The 20923-nt window shown below is 55.5% G+C and carries 16 protein-coding genes; 10 read left to right on the plus strand and 6 right to left on the minus strand.

Annotated features, from left to right (window positions below):
- Window positions 1-117: 117 nt before the first annotated feature.
- The 6 genes from FJM65_RS12050 to FJM65_RS12075 all read left to right on the plus strand — a co-directional run bounded on the left by FJM65_RS12050 (window position 118) and on the right by FJM65_RS12075 (window position 9770).
- A complete protein-coding gene (locus FJM65_RS12050) occupies window positions 118-1380 on the plus strand; it encodes a porin family protein (RefSeq protein ID WP_140621793.1) in 1263 nt (420 codons plus the stop codon).
- A gap of 594 nt (window positions 1381-1974) precedes the next feature.
- Window positions 1975-5247 carry a right-handed parallel beta-helix repeat-containing protein gene (locus tag FJM65_RS12055; protein WP_181163705.1) on the plus strand — a complete coding sequence of 1091 codons (3273 nt, stop codon included), beginning with the start codon at window positions 1975-1977 and terminating at the stop codon, window positions 5245-5247.
- Window positions 5248-5506: 259 nt separating this feature from the next.
- The gene (locus FJM65_RS12060) at window positions 5507-6361 is read left to right on the plus strand and encodes an ABC transporter permease (protein WP_140621795.1); all 855 of its coding nucleotides are present in this window, start codon (window positions 5507-5509) and stop codon (window positions 6359-6361) included.
- A 2-nt stretch (window positions 6362-6363) separates the two neighbouring features.
- Window positions 6364-7650: an ABC transporter ATP-binding protein gene (locus tag FJM65_RS12065; RefSeq protein WP_140621796.1), complete on the plus strand. Its 1287-nt coding sequence runs from the start codon at window positions 6364-6366 to the stop codon at window positions 7648-7650.
- 164 nt (window positions 7651-7814) lie between these two features.
- On the plus strand, window positions 7815-8765 hold the full coding sequence (locus FJM65_RS12070; RefSeq protein WP_140621797.1) for a glycosyltransferase: 951 nt from the start codon (window positions 7815-7817) through the stop codon (window positions 8763-8765).
- Window positions 8766-8786: 21 nt separating this feature from the next.
- On the plus strand, window positions 8787-9770 hold the full coding sequence (locus tag FJM65_RS12075) for a glycosyltransferase family 2 protein (protein WP_140621798.1): 984 nt from the start codon (window positions 8787-8789) through the stop codon (window positions 9768-9770).
- Window positions 9771-9783: 13 nt separating this feature from the next.
- Here the strand turns inward: FJM65_RS12075 and FJM65_RS12080 are convergent, their stop codons facing one another.
- The 3 genes from FJM65_RS12080 to FJM65_RS12090 all read right to left on the minus strand — a co-directional run bounded on the left by FJM65_RS12080 (window position 9784) and on the right by FJM65_RS12090 (window position 12723).
- Entirely contained in the window at window positions 9784-10788 is a 1005-nt protein-coding gene (locus FJM65_RS12080) for a hypothetical protein (protein ID WP_140621799.1), read from the minus strand.
- 274 nt (window positions 10789-11062) lie between these two features.
- A complete protein-coding gene (purE, locus tag FJM65_RS12085) occupies window positions 11063-11590 on the minus strand; it encodes a 5-(carboxyamino)imidazole ribonucleotide mutase (RefSeq protein WP_181163706.1) in 528 nt (175 codons plus the stop codon).
- Window positions 11591-11592: 2 nt separating this feature from the next.
- Complete coding sequence (locus FJM65_RS12090; RefSeq protein ID WP_140621800.1) at window positions 11593-12723, minus strand: 5-(carboxyamino)imidazole ribonucleotide synthase; 1131 nt, start codon at window positions 12721-12723, stop codon at window positions 11593-11595.
- A 241-nt stretch (window positions 12724-12964) separates the two neighbouring features.
- Here FJM65_RS12090 and FJM65_RS12095 point away from each other — a divergent pair, with 241 nt between their 5' ends.
- From FJM65_RS12095 to FJM65_RS12110, 4 genes are all read left to right on the plus strand, one after another.
- Window positions 12965-13591: a MarC family protein gene (locus FJM65_RS12095; protein WP_140621801.1), complete on the plus strand. Its 627-nt coding sequence runs from the start codon at window positions 12965-12967 to the stop codon at window positions 13589-13591.
- Between the two features lie 194 nt (window positions 13592-13785).
- Entirely contained in the window at window positions 13786-14787 is a 1002-nt protein-coding gene (locus tag FJM65_RS12100) for a c-type cytochrome (protein ID WP_140621802.1), read from the plus strand.
- A gap of 107 nt (window positions 14788-14894) precedes the next feature.
- Window positions 14895-15368 carry an RDD family protein gene (locus FJM65_RS12105; RefSeq protein WP_140621803.1) on the plus strand — a complete coding sequence of 158 codons (474 nt, stop codon included), beginning with the start codon at window positions 14895-14897 and terminating at the stop codon, window positions 15366-15368.
- A 134-nt stretch (window positions 15369-15502) separates the two neighbouring features.
- The gene (locus tag FJM65_RS12110; RefSeq protein ID WP_140621804.1) at window positions 15503-15934 is read left to right on the plus strand and encodes an RDD family protein; all 432 of its coding nucleotides are present in this window, start codon (window positions 15503-15505) and stop codon (window positions 15932-15934) included.
- Window positions 15935-15956: 22 nt separating this feature from the next.
- On the opposite strand, the gene FJM65_RS12115 is transcribed toward FJM65_RS12110, so the two are convergent.
- The 3 genes from FJM65_RS12115 to FJM65_RS21265 form a co-directional block, all read right to left on the minus strand.
- A complete protein-coding gene (locus FJM65_RS12115) occupies window positions 15957-17234 on the minus strand; it encodes a DUF389 domain-containing protein (RefSeq protein ID WP_140621805.1) in 1278 nt (425 codons plus the stop codon).
- Between the two features lie 111 nt (window positions 17235-17345).
- Entirely contained in the window at window positions 17346-17927 is a 582-nt protein-coding gene (locus FJM65_RS12120) for a phosphoglycerate mutase family protein (protein WP_239022936.1), read from the minus strand.
- Between the two features lie 42 nt (window positions 17928-17969).
- Window positions 17970-20846 carry a tetratricopeptide repeat protein gene (locus FJM65_RS21265; protein WP_181163707.1) on the minus strand — a complete coding sequence of 959 codons (2877 nt, stop codon included), beginning with the start codon at window positions 20844-20846 and terminating at the stop codon, window positions 17970-17972.
- Between the last annotated feature and the right edge of the window lie 77 nt (window positions 20847-20923).

Genomic DNA, 20923 nt, shown 5'->3' on the forward strand with positions numbered 1-20923 from the left:
GAACACCCCTGCCGGGCTCCGGCAGGGGTGTTTTTTTTAATATATACTTTATAATATGCAGGAAATCTTTAAATGTGTAATTTAGACTTTTGAATTTTAACGATTTACCTAAAAAGCATGAAACAACTTTACCTCACCCTTACCTTTCTGTTTATCTGCACCTGCACCTTCGCCCAGAAGAGCTTCCGCCCCGGCTTTGTTATCCAGAACGGAGATACGATCCGCGGCTACGTAGACTACCGCGGCGCCATGCGCAGCGCCACCGTTACCACTTTTAAGCCTAACGAAAACGCCGCAGAGCAGAGTTATACGCCCCAGGACATTGAAGCCTATGGCTTTCTTGCCGAGCAAAAACTGTATGAGGTACTGGAAGTACCCGTTGCCCCCGACAGCCTGCAGCAGGTACGCGTGTTTCTGGAGGCGCTCGTAAAGGGCCCGGCCAGCCTTTATTATTTCCGGGACGCCGAGCAGCGCAACCGCTTTTTTCTCAAAAAAGAGCAGGAGCCGCTTACGGAGCTGACGTACGACGTGCTGGAGCACAGGGACAAGCAGACGGGGAAAAAGTATAATGTATGGGTCAAGTCCTACGCTCAGGCTATGACCCTGGCCTTTGCCGACTGCCCGAAGATCAACACCCACAGGCTGGAGAAACTGCGCTTTACAACCGAGGCCCTGGCCGGCATCACCCGCGACTATAACCAGTGCGTGGCCCCGCAAAGCAAGCAGCTCGAAGGCCAGATCAAACGCCCCGTCTTTACCTTCGGTCCCGCGGCCACCTATACTTTCAGCACCTTTAAACTAAAAGGTCAGCGGCATGCTATCGCGCAAGCCGATTACAAGGACGAGGGGCCAGGTTTTGGTGGCGGCCTGACAGCCAACATCACCGTGCCCAAGCTCAACGAAAAGCTCTCCCTCCAGGTGGATCTGCTTTACATGCCCTTCAAGCAGGTGGCCTCTTTCACCTATGGTAATACCGATGGCATGGTTTACGGCTATGAATATGACTATGACGTGCGCTTTGAGGCGGACTTTTTGAAGCTGCCCATCCAACTAAAATATACATACCCGAACGGCAAGCTGCGCCCTTACTTCAGCGCCGGCCTGGCCAATAACTTTGTACTCCAGGCAACCCAGGAAGCTATTATTACCGACAACTACTATGCCGATAAACCACGTGTTAATCGTCAGGAACCCTTTGGGGAAGATGGCTTCCGCAAACGCACCTTTGGCCTAACGGCAGGAGCCGGTCTGCAACTGCCCGTGGGCGAAAATTCGATGTCCCTGGAGGTGCGCTACGAGACAAACGAAACCTCTTCGGCCATTAAATCTCTGTCTGCCCAGGCCAAGCATGTATACTTTATGCTGAGCTATCGCCTGTAAACAGGTAAACCATCAACAAAAAGGCCTCCGCCGGAAATCGTCCGCGGAGGCCTTTTTGCTTTATGCCTTCCCACTTCGCCTCCAACCATCTCCACAGAAGTATAAGTATAACTATTTCACCACACCTGAAGCTTCTATTTTCTACAACTTCTTTATATTAATAAATTTCTATACTTTGGCAATCAAGGGCCTAACCTGTCAAACTTCTTTAAATAGCACTATTCCGAAGGTGTACTTCACTTTTCCAAAAACTTAAACATTTCCAATACCGCTCACTAAATAAGGCTTTGATCGCATCTGATTTATTATCACTATTGCAGGAGAACCAATTCTGACAGGAATGGGTTTGCTTTTATTATTGCAATTTTAGTTTCATCGTTTATGGTGCATCCTTACGCTAATCAGTATGTCTTTCTAGCTTATCCCACACCTTGTGTTGCCCCAGCATGGCTAGGCAAGATGATGGTGGCGCGGCCTCCCCTGCCGCTAGGCCATGTACGGCTTATATCCTTTCTATACGTGTAAACATGCCCTTATTTTCCGTTTAAAATAGTTATGAGGTTTTTTTCCAGCGTTCTCGGCCTTGTGCTTTTAATGGCATGTGTCACTGCGAAAGCCGAGACCTATTATGTTAGCAGCACCGGCCATGCCAGCTATGCCGGCACCTCCCCTGCACAGGCGTGGGCAAGTATAGAGCAGGTAAACGCAAGAGCCTTCGCACCCGGGGACACTATTCTTTTTGAAGGCGAGACCATCTTTCCCGGCAATATCTATTTTGCCCCTGAAGTGCACGGAACCCCTGAGCGCCCCATCGTCCTTGGCTCCTTCGGGGCTGGCAGGGCCGTGATCAGAAGCGGGGACAGCTTTGGCTTTTACGCCTACAACAACGCCGGTATCAAAATCATGAACCTGGTGTTCGAGGGATCCGGGCGCCAGACCAACCAAAAATCCGGTATCGAGTTTTACCTGACTGTGCCCAGCACCACGCTCCCTTATATTGCCATCGACAACGTGGAAGTATACGGCTTCGGGGCATCCGGCATCCGGATAGGCAGCTGGACGATGACGAGTGCCAGCGGCTACAGCCAGGTTTCCATTACCAACAGCTCCTTTCACGACAACGGCGATGCCGGCATCACAACCTATGCCGATAACGGGAAACTGGGGCATAAGAATGTGTATGTGGCCTACAACAAAGTATACAATAATGCGGGAATCCCCACCAAAACAGACTTGCACAGCGGCAATGGCATTATACTGGGCGGCGTGGACGGCGGCACGATTGAATATTGCGAGGCCTACAACAACGGCTGGCTGAATGCCTGGAAGAGCGGAGGCCCGGTGGGCATCTGGTGTTACATGAGCAATAACGTCATCATACAGTATAATGAGTCGCACCACAACAAGACCGGCACCACCAAGGACGGCGGCGGCTTCGACATCGACGGCGGCAGCACCAACTGTGTGCTGCAGTACAATTACTCGCACGACAACGAGGGAGCGGGCTATTTGCTGGCCCAGTATGACACGGCCCCTGTTATGAAAAACCTGACAGTCCGCTACAACATCAGCGAAAACGATGGCAGGAAAAACGGCTATGGCGCTGTGCACCTATGGTCTTCAGGGTCTAACGGCGGCATTCAGAACGCCCAGATTTACAATAACACCATCTACCTTTCCCCGGCGGCAACAGGGGCGCCGAAAGCCGTTTGGGTGCAGCAGGGCAAAACAACCGTAGCCACGTTCCGGAACAACATTTTTATGACCACGGGCGGCGTGCGGCTCCTGCAGGTGGACGTTACGACCAACGTTAAGTTTGAGGGCAACAATTACTGGGCCTCCGGGGCCTCACCGCAGTTTGTGTGGGGCGGCACGGTGCACGGCTCGCTGGATAAGTGGCGCGCTTCCACCACCCAGGAGAGCAGGAACGGGGAAGCCCTGGGCTACTACCTCGACCCCAAGCTGAAAGCCCCAGGCAAGGGCATCACGGTCTCCAACCCAAAATTCCTCTACACGCTGGAAGGGTATAAACTGGATAAGGCCTCTCCTTTGGCAGGCAAGGCCCTGCGCCTGAGGGCCGACTTTGGCATCGATGCGGGCAACAACGACTTTTGGGGCAATAGCCTGAAGCAGCGCAGCAGCTTCAGCATAGGTGCGAACGAACGCACTGATTTGAGCAAAGCCTGCCTGTACGGTGGCCCGCAATTGCTTACCTTTGGGCAGGCAGCCCAGGGAACGTACAGCGGAAACGGCGTCACCACAGAGGGGTATTTTGATCCCGAGGTAGCTGGCGCAGGAACGCACCCCCTGGTTTATATTTATACTGATAGCCTCGGACAGGAGCAGGCCATGCACCACACGGTTTATGTCACGGATACAAAAGACACGGAATGGACAGGCCAGAACGGTACTACGGACTGGTTTGATAGCCAGAACTGGAGCGCTTGCGTGCCAACGTCCCGTATCAATGCCACTATTCCGGTAGCCGAGGATTCCACCCGCTATTACCCCAGTATAAATGCCGGCCAGCACGGGTTCGTACACAACCTGGATGCCCAAGGCCCCCTAACGATTGCCCAGGACGGCACACTGGAAATCACCGGCAGCTTAGCCGGCGCCAACCTGAACACAGCCTCCCTTTCCCGCCTTATCTTCAACAGCGAATCGCGGCAGTATATACCTGCGGGCATTTACAGTAACCTGGTATTGCAGGGTGCAGGAACTAAGAAACTGGCTGGCGCTGTCACGGTAACCAAGCAGCTGGACCTGAGCCAAAGCAAACTGTTGCTGGGCAACCAGCACCTGACGCTCGCGAGCGGGGCAAGCATCGCACATTATGGTGCTACCAACTATATTGTGACCGATAGCGCAGGCTTTTTAACCCAGCAGGGCCTTGCCCCAGGCATCACCAAAGTATACCCTGTTGGCACGGCGCGCGGCTACGCTCCTGTGATGCTCCGCAACGATGGCACGCTTGATAACTTTGGGGTTCGGGTGGAAGACAAATCGCTGACGGAGGCTGAACTGACAGATGGCGAAAGCACCATCAACAAGACCTGGCATATCGAGGAAGAAGTAAAAGGCGGCTCCGACGTGACCATGACCCTGCAGTGGTCAGGTCAGGATGAACCGGACAGTTTTAACCGAAGCGAGAGCTATATCAGGCACTTTGAGGGGGAAGCATGGCAAATGATGGAAAGTGATACTATAACACAGGGTGCAATACCGGACACCTACCAGATCAGCCTGAGTGGCGTCAGTTCCTTCTCGCCTTTCACGGTGGCCAGCACCCGGCCGGCACCAACGCCGCTGCCCATTACACTGGCAGGCTTTACGGCCACCAGGCAAGACACGGACGTGCTGCTGCAGTGGCAGACATCCATGGAAAAAGATAACCTCGGGTTTGAGATAGAGCTCTCACCGGACGGTAAGCACTTCAGGTCAATAGGCTTTATACCAAGTAAGTCCCCGAACTCATTGACAAAGCAAATATACAGTTACCGCGACACGGAAGCCGGCAAATTCGGCACCAGGTACTATCGCCTCCGCCAGCTCGACCTGGATGGCACGGCCACCCTTTCCGCTGTAAAGGCCGTAACTTTCCGGGAGGCACGCCTGGCCGTATCCGCTTTTCCAAACCCATTCGATGACAAAATCAGCCTTGTTTTAGAGGCAGACAAAGACGGCACTGCCAGCGTAACCCTAACCGATGCCCGAGGAAACACCGTGCTGCAGACAACGCTTCCGGTCTACAAAGGTATAAGCCGGCATCAACTGGACCTTTCCAGGCTGCAGCGGGCAAACATGTACTTTCTTTCCGTTAGCATTGGTAAGCAGTCTTTCCGGCTCAAGCTTCTGAAGAAATAGATCACTAGTATACCCCAACATTTCATACAAGCGGCAGGTAGGATTTCTATCTGCCGCTTGCTTTTTATACCTCCCCCTACTGCAGCTGCTGCTATAAGCCGTCTTTATCAGCAACTTTTATTTCAATTCAATAGACTTTAAATACTATTTAACGTATACCTACCACGAATGCCGCAAACCGCCGTCTTGTCAGAACAAGTAGGTCCGGCTTGCCAGCACTAGCAGCAAAGCTAGCCGTTATACCCTCATCAAAACCCTTATGTCTGAAGTTACGAGCAAGTGGAATTGGGAAATTACAGGCCAGACCAGTTACTGGGGCGCCAGCCTGCAGGAGCTGTGGTCGTACCGGCACTTGCTGGGCGCTTTGGTGAAAAGGGACTTTCTGCTGCGCTACCAGCAAACCGTGCTGGGACCCTTCTGGGGCCTTTTCCCGCCTATCATGACGCTGGTGACCTATGTGCTGGTGTTCGGCAAGTTCGTTGGCATCCCCACGGACACGCTCCCGCCGGTGCTCTTTTACTTTGCAGGCATTATACTTTGGAGCTTTTTTAACAACAGCTTTTCCGGCACTTCGGCCATCTTCCGCGACAATATCCACCTGTTCAGCAAAGTATACTTTCCGCGCCTGGTCATGCCGGCCTCGGTCATCAGCACGCACTTTTCCACGTTCCTGATCCAACTGTTCCTGATGCTGCTGCTGATTGCCTACTACGCCTTGTTTCAGGGGCTCTCGCTGCCTGTAAGCGCACATCTGCTTTGGTTTCCGGTGGCGGTGGCTACCACGGCTGCGCTGGCCCTGGGGCTGGGGCTGCTGTTCTCGGTTATCACCGCCAAGTACCGCGACATGGGCCACCTGGTGAGTTTGGGGGTACGGCTGCTGATGTACGTGACGCCGGTGATCTACCCGCTGTCCTCGGTGCCCGAAAAAGTGCGTTGGGTCGTGCAGCTAAACCCGCTGACGCCGCTGTTCGAGGCTTTCCGCCTGTCGCTTTTAGGCGAAGGTACCCTTACAGGCGCCCAGGTACTCTACAGCATCGGGTTTGCCGGGGTCGTATTGGTAGTTGCCATGCTGCTTTTCAACAAACAGGGCGACAAGCTCATAGATGTGGTGTAGCGATGGCAGAAACAGTTGTACAAGTCGAAAACCTCTCCAAGCTCTACCGGCTGGGCACGATCGGCACCGGCTCGTTCCGCCAGGACCTGCAGCGCCTGTGGAACCAGCACGTGCTCGGGAAAAAAGACCCCTTCTTCGTAGGGGCCGGCCAAAAGGACTTTAGTTCCGGCCCCGGCCATATCTGGGCGCTGCAAGACATCAATTTTGAGGTAAAGCGCGGCGAGGCGATCGGCATTGTGGGCAGCAACGGCTCGGGCAAGTCAACGCTGCTTAAAATTATCTCCAGGATCGTGCGCCCCACCACCGGCCGGGTGCGGGGCAAAGGCAAGGTAAGCAGCCTGCTGGAGGTGGGAACCGGCTTTAACCAGGAACTTTCGGGGCGCGAGAACATCTACATCAGCGGCTACCTGCTGGGCATGAGCAAAGCCGAGGTGGCCCGTAAGTTCGACGAGATCATAGCCTTTTCCGGTATCGAGCAGTTTATCGATACACCCGTGAAGCGCTACTCCTCGGGCATGTACGTGCGCCTGGCCTTTGCCGTGGCCGCGCACCTGGAGCCCGACATCCTGATTGTGGATGAGGTGCTGGCGGTTGGCGACGCAGACTTTCAGAAGAAGTGCCTGGGCAAGATGCACGAAGTGTCCCAGGCAGAGGCCCGGACCATCCTTTTTGTAAGCCACAACATGCAGGCGGTCAACAACCTGTGCGACAAGGCCCTGTGGCTGGACAAAGGCGTGATGCGCGCTTTCGACGAGTCATCGGCGGTGGTGAATAAGTATGTGGCCAGCCTGCAGAAGCACCGCCTCCGGCAAGTATGGGCCAGCCCAGCAGAGGCGCCTGGCAATGAGTGGGTCCGGTTTAAGTGTGTGGAACTGATCCCGCACCTCGACGAAACGAGTGATATCATCGATATCCGGACGCCGCTCACCATCAGGTTCCGGTTCTGGAACCTGCGCCAGGACGTGAGCCTGAACCTGGGGGTGGTGCTTTACTCCTACAGCGGCGACTGCATCTTCGATCTGCTCTCCCCGGCCCTGCAGTGCCAGCAGGGCTTGGTAGAAGGTGAATGCACCATACCCGGCAACTTTCTTAACGATGGCTCCTACTACATCATGCTGACCGTGGCCAAGGACTCGTCTATCCCTATTTATAAGTTTGATGAGTGCCTGGCCTTTGAGGTGGAGGATTACCGTGGCGATATCTCTTACTATGGCAAGTGGTGCGGCGCCGTGCGCCCCAAGTTCCCGTTTCGCCTGGAGCAGAAAGAGCACGCCCTCCTTCCGGGGTAGCGACAACAGGTTTGAGTATAAGAAGAAGTATGAAAGCACCTCTGCCCTACTACATCCCGCAGCCCCAAACGGGCAACTGCCTTGTTTACGGGTGGCAGCAAACAAGGCTGCTGTTCTGTGACCCTGCCTCTTCACTTCTCACCAAATCCCTCGCCCACTAAGCCATGCCGATGCACACTCCTTCTCCCTTGGTCTCTGTCATCATCCCGTGCTATAACCACGGCCGCTACCTGCAGGAAGCGATTGACAGCGTGCTGCGGCAGGCATACCCTGCCAAGGAGCTTATCGTGGTGGATGACGGCTCCACCGACAGCACCCGCCAGGTGGCCCGTCAAAACAAGGAGGTAAGGTATGTTTTTCAACGCAACAAAGGCTTGTCAGCGGCCCGCAACACCGGCATCCGGCACAGCGCCGGTCAGTTTCTTGTTTTCCTGGATGCCGATGATTACCTGTATGAGAACGCCCTGCAGGTAAACGTAGACCAACTGCTGCAAAACGAAGCGGTGGCTTTCTCGTCGGGTGCCCATCACATCCTTTACACCGATACCCAGCTCGTGAAACCTGTTGTTAAAGATGTGACAGGAGATTACTACACGCACCTGCTGCGGGGGAATTTTATTGGCATGCACGCCGCCGTTATGTTCCGACGGTGGGTCTTTGACCGCTACCGCTACGATACCTCCCTGAAAGCCTGTGAAGACTACGACCTCTACCTGAAAGTAACGCGCCACCACCCCATGGTCTACCACCCGCAGGTGCTGGCGGCTTACCGGCAGCACGGGGCCAACATGTCCGGCAACCCCCACCTGATGCTCTCAACGGCCTTGCGCGCGCTAAAGCGCCAGAAAAGGCACCTCCGAACAGCGGCTGAGCACAGCGCCTATGCCCAGGGACAGGCCTTCTGGAAAGAATACTACTTAACCATTTTCTACGACCGCTTTTCAGTGGAGCCGACATTAGCTCCCGGTGACTTTAAGATGCTCCTAACCTATGACCGCCCTTTGCTATATGAATACCTGGCAAACAAATACAGGGAGAAAGTTCGCCGTTGGGGCAGGAAAAGGATTCCTGCGGGCATCAGATCGGCTTTTAAACTGTATTGGCAAAAGAAGTAACCCCCCCACACTGTATGAACGATGGAACGGATACCAAGCTCACCACCCCCCATTAAGCCGCTGGCAGACTCGCCTGACCGGCCTACCTGGTCTGTCATGATCCCGGTGTATAACTGCGCCTGCTTTCTGGCCGAGACCCTGGAAAGCGTGCTGGCCCAGCACATCCCGGCCCGGCACATGCAAATTGAGGTGGTGGACGATGCCAGCACCGACGCCGACGTGGAACGCATCGTCCGGGAAGTGGGCAAAGGCCGAATCCAATATTACAGGCAGCCGCAGAACGTGGGCAGCCTCCGCAATTTTGAAACCTGCATCAACCGCGCCCAAGGCCGCCTCCTGCACATCCTGCATGGCGACGACCGCGTTATAAAAGGGTATTACAGGGCCATAGAAGCCCTTTTTGAGCAATATCCCGAAGCAGGGGCAGCCTTCTGCCGCTACAGGTACATAAACGAGGCAGGCAAGGTGATGGCCGGCATGTCCGCTCTGGAAATGCCCCACAGCGGCCTGCTAAGCAACTGGCTGCTGCGCATCGCCTCCGGCCAGCGCCTGCAATACGTTACCATGACCGTTAAGCGGGAAGTATACGAGAAGCTCGGCTCTTTTTATGGCAAGACCTACGGCGAGGACTGGGAGATGTGGGTGCGCATCGCCAAGCATTATCCCGTGGCCTATACGCCGGAGTTGTTGGCCGAGTACCGTAAGCACGATGACTCTATCTCTGCTGCCAAGATACTCACCGGGGAGTACCTGCAGGACGTGGCCTTCCTCATAGACCTTATCCAGCACCATGTGCCGCCGCAGCACCGCAAAAAGACACGCCGGTTGGCCCGCCAGTTCTTTGCCCGCTACGGCGTCAGCGTAGCGGCCAAAGTATGGCAGACAACGCAAAACAGAAAATATGTTTTCGTAAACCTGGTCAACGTGTTTCGGCTGCATGTAAGCCCCGGGATCTGCTACGGCGCCTCAAAGGTGCTGGCCAAGATGGTGATCAACTATAGATAAAGGAAACACTCGACTAAAATTGGCTATCCAGGAAAGTCAGCACCTGGGCTTCATTTTTGGCATGGAAGATCTCAGCGCCGGACAGGGCAGGAAAAATGTGTTTAAACTCTTTGAGCCTGTGCTCATGGCCCCGCCTGGACAGGATGATGTTTTTACCGCCAAAGTAGCTGGCCAGGGCAGCCGTGCCGCCATGTACCGATAAAAAGCGCCCGCAGTTGGCATACAGCATCAGCTGGAAGTGGTTATAGTTGTTGACCGCTGCACGGTTTGCCTGGTAGAGGTCCTCGGCCATAAGCACATCCGGATAATACTTCCGCAGGAATGCCTCCTCTTTCAGTTCCAGGATGGCGCTGTTGTCCATGACAATGTAGTTAGGGCCAGGCCGGTTATAAACGATCTGGTACTTGTGGCGGAACTTGTGAATGATCTGCTCCAGCATGGCTACACTGAAGAAATTAACCGGCCCGTTTCCCCATTCCGTGTTATACTTGTTGGCAATGATCAGCAGCGGCTTTTCAAAGACAAACAGGTCATTTTGATAATGCGCCTTTAACGGCACCCTGGCCCACTTGTCAAACGACATGGTGAGGCAATGAAACATATTGGGGATTTCATAGCTGTCCTCGGGCAGCCTGTCGAGCCGCGTCTCGTACTTTTCCTCGTGGTTATCGCTAAAAAAATACAGCTCTTTGGTATACCTGGAGGAGATAGTTTTTTGCAAAGTGCCGTTTACGTGGTGCCAATAGGCAAAGGGCAGCACAAAGGTCAGCTCCTGCTGAAACTCCAGCCGATAATCGATCTCTTTATACGGTTTCCGGAGCACGTAGTCCTTCAGGCAGTACTTTAACTGCTTTAGACGCGCATAGCTGTTCTCTCGGATAAAAAATTCGGGGGTGCCATAACTAAAGGAACCTGCTAAGCGCCTTTTCAGCCTTTTCAGGAAAGGCCGTTTGTGTGGCTTGTATAACAGGGGATAGGCAGGCTTTGTATAATTGCTGATGCTGTTTACGACATCCATATACCTTCAGCTAAAGTGGATAAAGGGTACCCCCCTTAAACGCATCTCATCCCTGAAAGTTAAAATATTTACAATATTATAGCATTATAATTCAATAACAATAATCTTGCCTCTCCACCAAACGTCCTGTGTTATTTGCGTCATATGCCGGAAGTACTTCGCTAACGTATCCTTTTTAAGGACAGCGAAACGCCTGGTTTAGGATAGGTTTATCACTAAAAAAGGAGCAGCCCACTTGAGCTGCTCCTTTTTTCACTGCCTTTACTGCTAGAAGTTAATCCAAATCACGGTCTCCGCGCTTGAGCTCTTCTACCGAACGCATTACCTTGTCTTTCAGGCTGTTCTTATACTTCTCCAGCTTATCGGCCACGGCAGGATTGCTGGTACCGATGATCTCGGCAGCCAGGATACCGGCGTTCAAAGCCCCGTCCAGGGCCACTGTGGCCACGGGTATGCCACCCGGCATTTGAAGTATGGACAGTACGGAGTCCCAGCCATCGATGGAGTTGGAGGACTTTACCGGCACACCGATCACCGGCAGCGTAGTAATAGAGGCCACCATACCCGGCAAATGGGCTGCGCCGCCAGCGCCGGCGATGATCACCTTCAGGCCACGCTTGCGGGCATTCTCGGCATACTCGAACATGCGGTGCGGCGTGCGGTGTGCGGATACGATGGTCAGCTCGAACGGCACGCCCAGTGTTTCCAGTATCTCGGCGGCGGCGTCCATCACCTTCAGGTCAGATTGGCTACCCATGATGATGCCTACCAGCGGTTGTGTACTTCTAGTTTCTTCAGCCATACTTATGCTTTAACTTTGATAACGTTCTTAACGGATTCGGCACGCTGCTGCGCCTCCTCTATGTCTTTACCCAGCACCGTGATGTGCCCCATCTTGCGGGCAGGGCGGGTATACTTTTTACCATACAGGTGGATGTACACCCCTGGCACGGCCAGCGCCTCCTGCAGTCCTTCATACTTTGCCTCGCCGTCGTAGCCCGGCTCACCCAGCAGGTTCAGCATCACGGCGGCGCTCTGGATCTCGGTGGAGCCCAATGGTAAATTAAGGATAGCGCGCAGGTGCTGCTCGTACTGCGAAGTATAGTTGGCCTTGATGGTATGGTGCCCGGAGTTATGCGGACGCGGCGCCACCTCGTTTACCAGGATCTGCCCGTCCTTGGTCAAAAACATCTCCACGGCAAGTATACCGACCATGCCAAAAGCCTCAATCACACGCGTGGCGATCTCGATAGCGTGGCGCTGCAGCTTGTACGGCACGTTGGCCGGCGCGAAAAGCGAATCCACCAGGTTGTGCTCCGGGTGGAAGCTCAGCTCCACCACCGGGAAAGCCGTCACCTCACCGCTTTCGTTGCGGGCCACGATCACGGAAATTTCCTTCTCAAAATCCACCAGCTTCTCCAGCACCGACGGCTCCTCGAAGGCTTTCCCGAAATCGGCCTCGTCCGTCAGGCGGGTCACGCCGCGGCCATCGTAGCCCTCGCGGCGCAGCTTCTGGAAGGCCGGCAGGAAGTTTATACTTTGCTGCAGCTCTCCTTTATCTTTTAAAAGTATGAAATCAGAAGTCGGAATGCTGTGCTTCTGGTAGAACTCCTTCTGCAAGCCCTTGTCCTGAATGGTGCGCACGGTTTTGGCATCCGGGTATACCTTCACCCCCTCCTGCTCCAGCTTTTCCAGCGCATCGGCGTTTACGTGCTCGATCTCAATAGTGAGGATATCGCAGTTCTTGCCGAACTCATACACAGTATCAAAATCGCGGAAGCTGCCCACGTAGAACTCGTTGCAGATATCTTTGCAAGGCGCGTTCTCGTCGGGGTCCAGCACCAGGGTATAGAGGTTAAAATCGAGCCCGGCCTGCATCAGCATGCGGCCCAGCTGCCCGCCGCCAAGTATACCCAGCTTTACTTCTCCTTTCATGTCGTGTAACGGTTTAATTGATCTATCCTCAAAAATAAGGATTCTGTACGGACCCCAAAGACAAAAGGCGTAAGTTCTGTGTGTTTTATGGTGCAATTTTCCGGTGGCGGCTCCAGCGCCATACCTATCTGGAAAAATATCTTCCTGTATTTGCCACCCGCAGCCGTGGTTTTTCGTTGCAGATGCATTACGAATCTACTATATTTAACCTTACACCTTACCCTGAGCCCATACTTTATACATGGAAATCATACTTGCCACCTTTTCTGCCTTATTTTCTGTCGTAAACCCCTTCGGGGCGATGCCTGTGTTCCTGACCCTGACACAGGACGACACCCCCGCCTACCGCAACCAGCAGGCCCTGAAGGCTTGCCTGTACATGGTGGGCATCCTGGCCGTGTTTTTCCTGGCCGGGCAGTACGTGCTAAACTTCTTCGGTATCCGCATCCACGACCTGCGCATTGCCGGCGGACTGATGATTATGCGCGCAGGCTTCGATTTGCTGGCTCCGGGCGCCAATAAAAAGAAAATCTCCCCGGATGTGGTGGAGGAAGGACAGCTCAAGGAAGACATCTCGTTTACGCCGCTGGCCATGCCCATGCTTTCCGGCCCCGGTGCCATTGCCGTGAGCATCGGCCTGTTCACCACTTCGCTTTCTTACCTGGACATGGTCATGATCCTGATCGGCATTATCCTGCTGGCGGCGGTTTCCTACATCATCCTGCGCTTCTCGCATCAGCTCACGCGCTACATGGGCAAGGCCGGTCTGGCGGCGCTCTCGCGCATCATGGGCTTTATCGTGCTTTCGATTGGGGTAAATTTTATCGTGTCGGCGCTCATCGCGCTGTTCTTTACCGAAAGGCCCTAAGCCATACTTTTGTAAAAACAAGGTAGCCGCAAGCGTTTGTTTGCGGCTTTTTTGTTGATGTTGGCCTAACCTTCTGATGCTTAGACTAAAAAAAATACGCTCACGGTACAGTAGCTATTGACAATGCCGATAATATTTTGAAATATTATACTTCATAACTGTACTATTTTGCGCCAATTACCTAAACACGAAACATGAGAAAAGTATTGAAAGTAGCCGGCTACGTGGTCGTATTCGTCCTGGTGGCCATTGCAGCGGGCATTATATACCTGCAGTACGCCTTCCCTAACGTTGATGCCGCCCCTACCATCACCGTGGATAAAAGCGCCGCCCAGGTGGAACGGGGCCGCTATCTGGCTAACCACGTCACCGTCTGCATCGACTGCCACTCCACCCGCGACTTTTCGCGCCTCTCGGGGCCGCCCCTAGCGGGCACGCTGGGCAAGGGAGGCGATGTGTTCGACCATAACTTTGGCTTTCCGGGCACGTTCTACGCCAAAAACATCACGTCCGACAAAGAAACCGGCATCGGCACCTGGACGGACGGCGAGATTTACCGGGCCTTTACCCGGGGCGTGAGCCGCGACGGGGAGCCGCTCTTCCCGGTGATGCCCTACAAATCCTACAGCCAACTGACCAACGAGGATGCCCACGCCATTGTCGCCTATATCCGGACGCTGCAGCCCATCAAAAACAAAGTGCCGAAATCAGACCCTGACTTCCCGATGAACCTGATGCTGCGCACAATGCCCACAAACGCTGCCGCCCCGGCCACCGATAAAGCCCTGCTGGACGATGAGCTCTCCAGGGGGAAATATTTAGTGACCGTCGCTGCCTGCGGCGATTGCCATACCCCGCAGGAAAAAGGCGCCCCCATCGCTGGAAAAGAGTTTGCCGGCGGCCTGGAGTTCCGGTTCCCGGATGGCGGTATTCTGCGCTCTGCCAACATCACCCCCGACAGGGAAACAGGCATAGGCAAATGGACGGAAGAGGCTTTTGTGAAGCGCTTTAAAATGTATGAGGACCCGGCCCTGACCGAGCAGCCGCTACAGCCGGGCCAGCTGCAGACGCTGATGCCCTGGAAAATGTACTCGGGCATGAAAGAAGAGGACCTGCGGGCCATCTACAAGTACCTGATGAGCCAGCAGCCCCGCCAAAACAAGATGGAGCGCTTTACGCCTCCTGCCAAATCCTGATCGCCTCGCAGAAAGCATACTTCAAAGGCCGCCCATGCTGATAGGCGGCCTTTTTTATTGCAGGTGTGCCCAGGATGTTGTATCATCGCTGCCAACATACATGATACATGCAATTTTACCTTAGCGAAGAAGACCGTAGCCCTGTCGTCGTGGAATATGCCAGTTTCTGGAAGCGCCTGGCTGCTTTTTTTCTGGATACCCTCCTCATCTCCCTCTTCATCAGCATCTTTGTGCTGCCGCTCGTGGGCATCCGGCAGGTACCCGAAATCACCGACCTGGAAGGGCGAATGAAGTTGCAGGGCATCGTGTTCCTGGTGGCCTGGCTATACTTTGCCAGCTTCGAGAGCTCTGCCCGGCAGGCAACCTGGGGAAAACAGGTCTTCGGCATTTTTGTGACCGATACCCAGGGGCACCGCCTATCCTTTGCCCGCGCCTCAGGCCGCTATCTGGGCAAGATCCTGTCTAACCTCACGCTTTTGATCGGCTACCTGATGGCCGCCTTTACCGAGCGCCGCCAGGCCCTGCACGACAAAGTGGCTGGCACGCTCGTGCTGCAGCACCCCGGCAAGCCCGCTTCCTGATCAGCGCGTAGCACATCAAAAACAGGGAGGGATTTTGAGGCCGCAGACGCATGAAAGCCTCCTTTTGACAGCCAATCTGCAACCCGACGCCTGCAGGCAAGTATAAAAAAAGGTGACCCCTACCTGATACCCTTATGCAGACGACCTATACCCACCGGAAGAGCAAGACGGAGCTGGCTACCTGGAGCGCGCGAGCAGCAGCTTTCCTGCTGGATGCGCTGCTGCTGCTTACCCTGGTGGGCATTGCCGATTTCTTTACCTTTAGCAGTAATGATGCCGTGCTTTTGTTAAAGCCAGAGCGGCTGTTGCACCTGATGCTCGGCTGGCTATACTTTGCCGGCACCGAAACCTGCCCCTGCCAGGGCACGGTGGGCAAATACCTCATGAACCTGCGCGTGACTGATGACCACGGCGAGCGGATTTCCTTTCGGGCCGCCACGCTTCGCTTCTTTCTAAGGCCAGCCTCTTTGGTGATTATCTTTTTCCGGATACTTCTGGGCACCTTCCACAACACCAGCCGTACCTTCCATGATAAAGTGGCCGCCTCGCGGGTGGTGCAGCGCTAGCGTTGATCCGTTATTCCATACTTTATTTGTAGCCGGTGCCCGGGTAATCCAGCACCGTAATGTCGAACATGGGATCGGCGTTCCAGCCTTTGGCCTTTAGTTTTTGATAGAGCACCGCTGCCACCCTCTTCTTTACCTGCCCGTCAGTCAGCGAATCGCTGCGCTTATAGAGGTACAGCTCGCAGATGACCGGGTTCTTGTCCGGAAGCGTGCCGCGCGTGAAGCGGGCATCCAGGGCAATGGTCTCAATGTCTTTCATCTTGGAAAGCTCCTGACGCATCACCTCCTCCATCAGCGTGTTCAGGCTGGCCTTTTCCAGCCCCGGCTTGTTGGAGAACTGCCAGTAGAGCATGCCCCCGATCAGCAGCACCGACACGACCTGCGAGATCCGGAACACGCGCTCTTTGCCGTCTGCAAAGCGAACTCCCTTTACCGTCACCTTGCCCAGGTAGCGAAACACCAGGGCCGCCACCAGCTGAATGACAAGCAGCTGAAAGATCAGCAGGAAGACGCCGCTGCGCACCAGTTGCCAGTTGCCAAAGTTTAGCGCCATGCCGATAAGGCCGGTAGGCGGCGAAAGCGAGGCTGCCACCAGCATGCCCACAGCCGCCCCCGACACCAGGCTGTCGCGGTCGGACTGCACCAGGTTCACCCCGCCTGCCACGCCTGCCGCCAAAGGCAGCAGCACCGTCACCTGCGAAATATGGCTTACACTTACCATCAGCGAGGTGGCATACTTTTGATCGATCAGGAAAGAAAGTATAAACGTGACAAGTATGGCCGTGCCAATGGCCATGAAATAGCGCAGCAGGCTTTGCTTTAGCAGCCCTCCTTTGCCAGCGGCAGCGCCCAGCGCCGCGTTCATGGCCGGGCCCGCAAACGGCGACACCAGCATGGCTGCCACCAGCAGGTAACTCGTGTTGGTGTAAAAACCGACCCACACCAGCATACCTCCCGCCACCGCGTAGGCCAGCAGGCCTGTTTTAGAGCCGACGCTCTGCAGGCCACCTAGAAAAATCTCTATCGGGCTCCGGAAGGTCACATCGGCCACCTGGTCGGGGGCATCATCCTGCGGGGGATACAGCGAAATGATGCCTCTGGGCACCAAGGTGATTTCCGCCTCTTCAAAGTCACTAAGCGAGGCGATAAAGTCGCTGACTTTGCTGTTGTTCAGGCAAACGGTCACCAACTCCCCCTGGTCTACCTTTTCCAGCACCAGGTTCACGCCCTTGTGGTCCTGGGCGATCTTCTTTACCGCTTGCCCCTCTCCTTCTTTTACTTTGATCGTTACGTTGCGCATGTTTCCTATGGTTTGGGTTTTTGTACGGCGCCAAGGGGCCCAGGTGTTATGGAAAGCAAAAAGCCCCTGCCACAACAGCGTAGCAGGGGCTTTAGCCAAAAGGGAAAAACCTTAGCGGGAGGAGGCGCCGAAATGGTCTGTCTCTACGGTAGCCGTGCCATCCGGCGCCAGCGTCAGTTTAAACAGGTAGTCATAGGTATTGTCGGAGATAAACGGCACAGGGCGCTTTACCCCGAACGTCTCCATCATGGGCAGCAGCGTATTGGAGTGGCCGCTGATCACCACCGTCTGCCCCCGGTGCTCTTCCAGTATCTGCTGTTTCAAATGGGCAAAGTCATGGGCCTCATAGGTGATCACCTCCAGCTCCCGCTCCTGGGCCAGTGGCGCCAGCGTGTGCTGCGTGCGGATATACTTGGTGGCGAATAGCGCGTCCACCTGCTTCCCCTCCAGCAGTGTTCGCAGCGCCTCGGCCCGTGCCGTCCCCGCCGGCGAAAGGTCAGGGTCCTGGTTGTCCGGGTTCGAGATGTCTTTCTCGGCGTGGCGCACCAGGTATACTTCCGTGGTGGTGTTGTTGGTATCCACCGGGTCGATGACGGCCACGGCCCCCTCCTGCCCCGCAGGCGTCTGCCTGCAGGCCACGGCCAGGAGCATGCACAAGAAAAGACTAAGTTGTTTCAGTAAAGGTTGGTTCATGTAAAGATTAATTAAAGTATAAAAAATGGTCTGTGTTTTACCTTAGGTGTGCGCCAGCTGCTCGCCTGCCAGCGCCACGTTGTCTGCCTCCCGCTGCCGTCCCTTTTGCCGCAATAGCTGCACCAGCCGCTGGCGCACCTGCAGTTGGTAAGGGTAAAGCAGCAGCGAACGCTCGTAGAGCCCGATGGCCTGGTTCACATGCCCGACAGCCTCCTGCAAGTTTCCCTTTGCTGTCAGCACCGCGGCTTTCTCTACCACGGTCTGCGGCTGGGGGAGTTCTTTTAAAAGCTGCCTTGCCTTTTTCTGTTGGCCAAGCCGGGCCAGCACCTCCACCAGCAGGTAACGGTCCTGCGGCGCAAGACTGGCTTGCTTCTCCAGCAGGGGCTTGCACGCGGCCAGCGCCGCTTCCCTGTTCTGCAGCTGCAACTGGTAAGATGCCATGCGCACCATAAAGCCTGCGTCCGGGGTGCCGGCAGCTGCCAGAATGCGCTGCGCCTCGGCCAGCGTCTCAAATGCCTCTTGGTATTTGCCCTGCACTGCCAGTACCTCGGCATATTGCCGGCGCAACGCATACTGTTGGGGCTTTAGCGAGACCAGCCTTCCAAGCTCCTGCGCCGCCTCGGGCTGTAGGCTGGTCGTGCCCCGTAGCCAGTTGGCATACGCCAGCGCCTCGTCGCGGCGGTCGCGGAGGTAGGTGGATATGACAGCGCCATTCACCACGTAGGCCTCGGCCACGGCTACCGCCTCTGGCACCATGCCATAATCCATAAAAAATTCCCGGAACTGCTCGTTAATATCAGCCTGCAGCAGCAGGTCGTCCTCCAGCTCCGCAGCTTTTTTGTAGAGCGCTATCTGGCTCATCAGCGCATCATGGGCATTTAGCTTCCCGCGGCGCTTCAGGGCTTCCTGCAGCCTGGCTTCCGCCAGGAAAAGCGGTGCATAGCCCGGGTTCACGCTTTTGGCGTTCTCCAGCCAGGCCCTGGCTTCACTGTACTTCTTCTGCGCCTGCTTTACCTGGGCATAGGCCAGCAGCACCGGCTGGTAGCTCCCGTCCCAACGCAGGGCAGTGTCCAGGTAAAGGGTGGCTTTCTCCAACGCTCCCTGCCGCTGCGCTTTGTTGGCCAGGTTCAGGTATACTTGCGCCCAGTTCGTGGCCATGGCCTGTTTGTCGCCTGCCAGGTAGGCCCGTTGCCGCTGCACCAGTTTATCCAGAAAAATATACAGCTCGGGGTCCTTTGCTTTGAGGTCAGCGGTGGTGTTGATGGATTTGTGGTTGAGCGGATGCACTTTCACCGGCTCATAGTAAGCGGGATAGGCCTGGGCCAGGAACTCGTGCTCGTTGTTGGCAGAATAATAGTCCAGGGTGCGTCCCTCCAGCATGGCCTGGTGGTACAGGCGGCGCACCTCCCGCTTCTCGGCATCGGTAAACACCAGCTGGTGGTAAAGGTGGGTATACTCATGCAGCACCACATTCCGCTCCAGGTAAGCCCCGCGCACCACATACTCTATAGCCGCCGCCCCGCTTCCCACCCCCCGGATGTCCATCCACTGGCGGTTATCAAAGGTAGTGGCCTGCCGGAAGAAAGGCGTGTGCATGGCCGTGGCCAGGTCCACGTGCAAAGGTGGTATCACAAAGGTCTCGCCCTGTTTACTCAGAAACGGAAAGTATACGGTGCTCTCGTACAGCTGCGCCCACACCATTTGCTGCACTTCCTTGCCAGGGTAATAGGTGACATCCGGGAAAACCCGGGCAAAGGTAGCCGGGTCTTTTATCACCGTTTGTTGCACCACCTGCTGCAGCGAGTCGTAGTGGTGCAGGTAGGTGAGCTGTTTTTGCTTGATGACCGCCGCCAGGGCGTTATGCGCCGGCCCGTAGTGTTTCTTTTTTTGGAGGATGCGCTGAAAAATCGCCTGGGCCGAGTCCAGGCGCGTTTGCCTGTCCATTCCGAAGGCCATGTAATATGCCGAGCCGCGGAGCATGGCAGGCAAAACCGAGCTTTTATACTTCTGCTGCACCCGTGCGGCCGCGGCCAGGGCCTCTGCTAGCTTATTGCCGGAAAGAAGGCTGTCTGCTGCTTGTAGCTCCTGCCGCACCTCTCCGTCCTCGGGCTGGGCGTAGTCGGCATAGGTCAGGTTGGTATGGCCGTTCCCCCAGTGCCAGTGCGTCACGTAGTGCAGCGGGTTTAGCGCCAGCGCCAGCTCCCACTGCGCCGCCATGGCATCAAGCTGCGTGGCGTCTACCCGGCGCCAGATAGCATAGCCATAGTTAAAGCGGGCATCGGCATTAAACGGGTTCAGGGTCAGGCTATTGATAAGGGGCTGCTCGGCCAGCTCCGGCTTTTGGTTCCAGAAATGCACTTCCGACTCCAGCAGCCAGGCCCCGGCATTCTCAGGGTTCCAGCCTTGCACTTTCAGGGCCCATCGCAGCGCCTCCTCATACTTTTTCTGCAGCATCAGCACCCGCCCTAGCAGCAGGGCCGCTTCCTCATCCTTTAGGTTTTCGGTGAGCAGCGCGTGGGCAGTGGCTTTGGCTTTCTCCAGTTCCCAGGCCTGCAGCTGTAGCTGGCCCAGCAGCAGGAGCGCCTCCCGCTGCGCCGGCTCTTTTACCAGCACCTGCGCTACCAGGCGCTCGGCCTCCGGAAACCTGCTTTCCAGCAGGGCCAGCCGCGCCCAGGCCAGGGTCGTCTCGGTTCCTGGCTGCGCCTGTTGCAGTACCTGCTTTGCCTCCTGCCACGCCCCCAGTTCCAGCAGGCGGGTAGCCTTTCGGGCAGGCGTTATACTTGCCTGTAGCGCCTTTTGCCTTTCCTGGAAGAGTTGCTGCCGTACCGCCACCACCTCATCCGGGTGTTGGGCCATTGCCGGCAGCAGAGGCAGAAAAAGCAGGGTACAAAGCAGCGCAGCGCGAAGAATAAATAACATGTATGTTCAGGTACAGCCAATTAACTTCTAAAAGTATGACATTCCCGACTTCTTTAAAAATTTTCGTGCGGCAGAGG

Source organism: Pontibacter mangrovi (assembly GCF_006385705.1).
Lineage (GTDB): Bacteria > Bacteroidota > Bacteroidia > Cytophagales > Hymenobacteraceae > Pontibacter > Pontibacter mangrovi.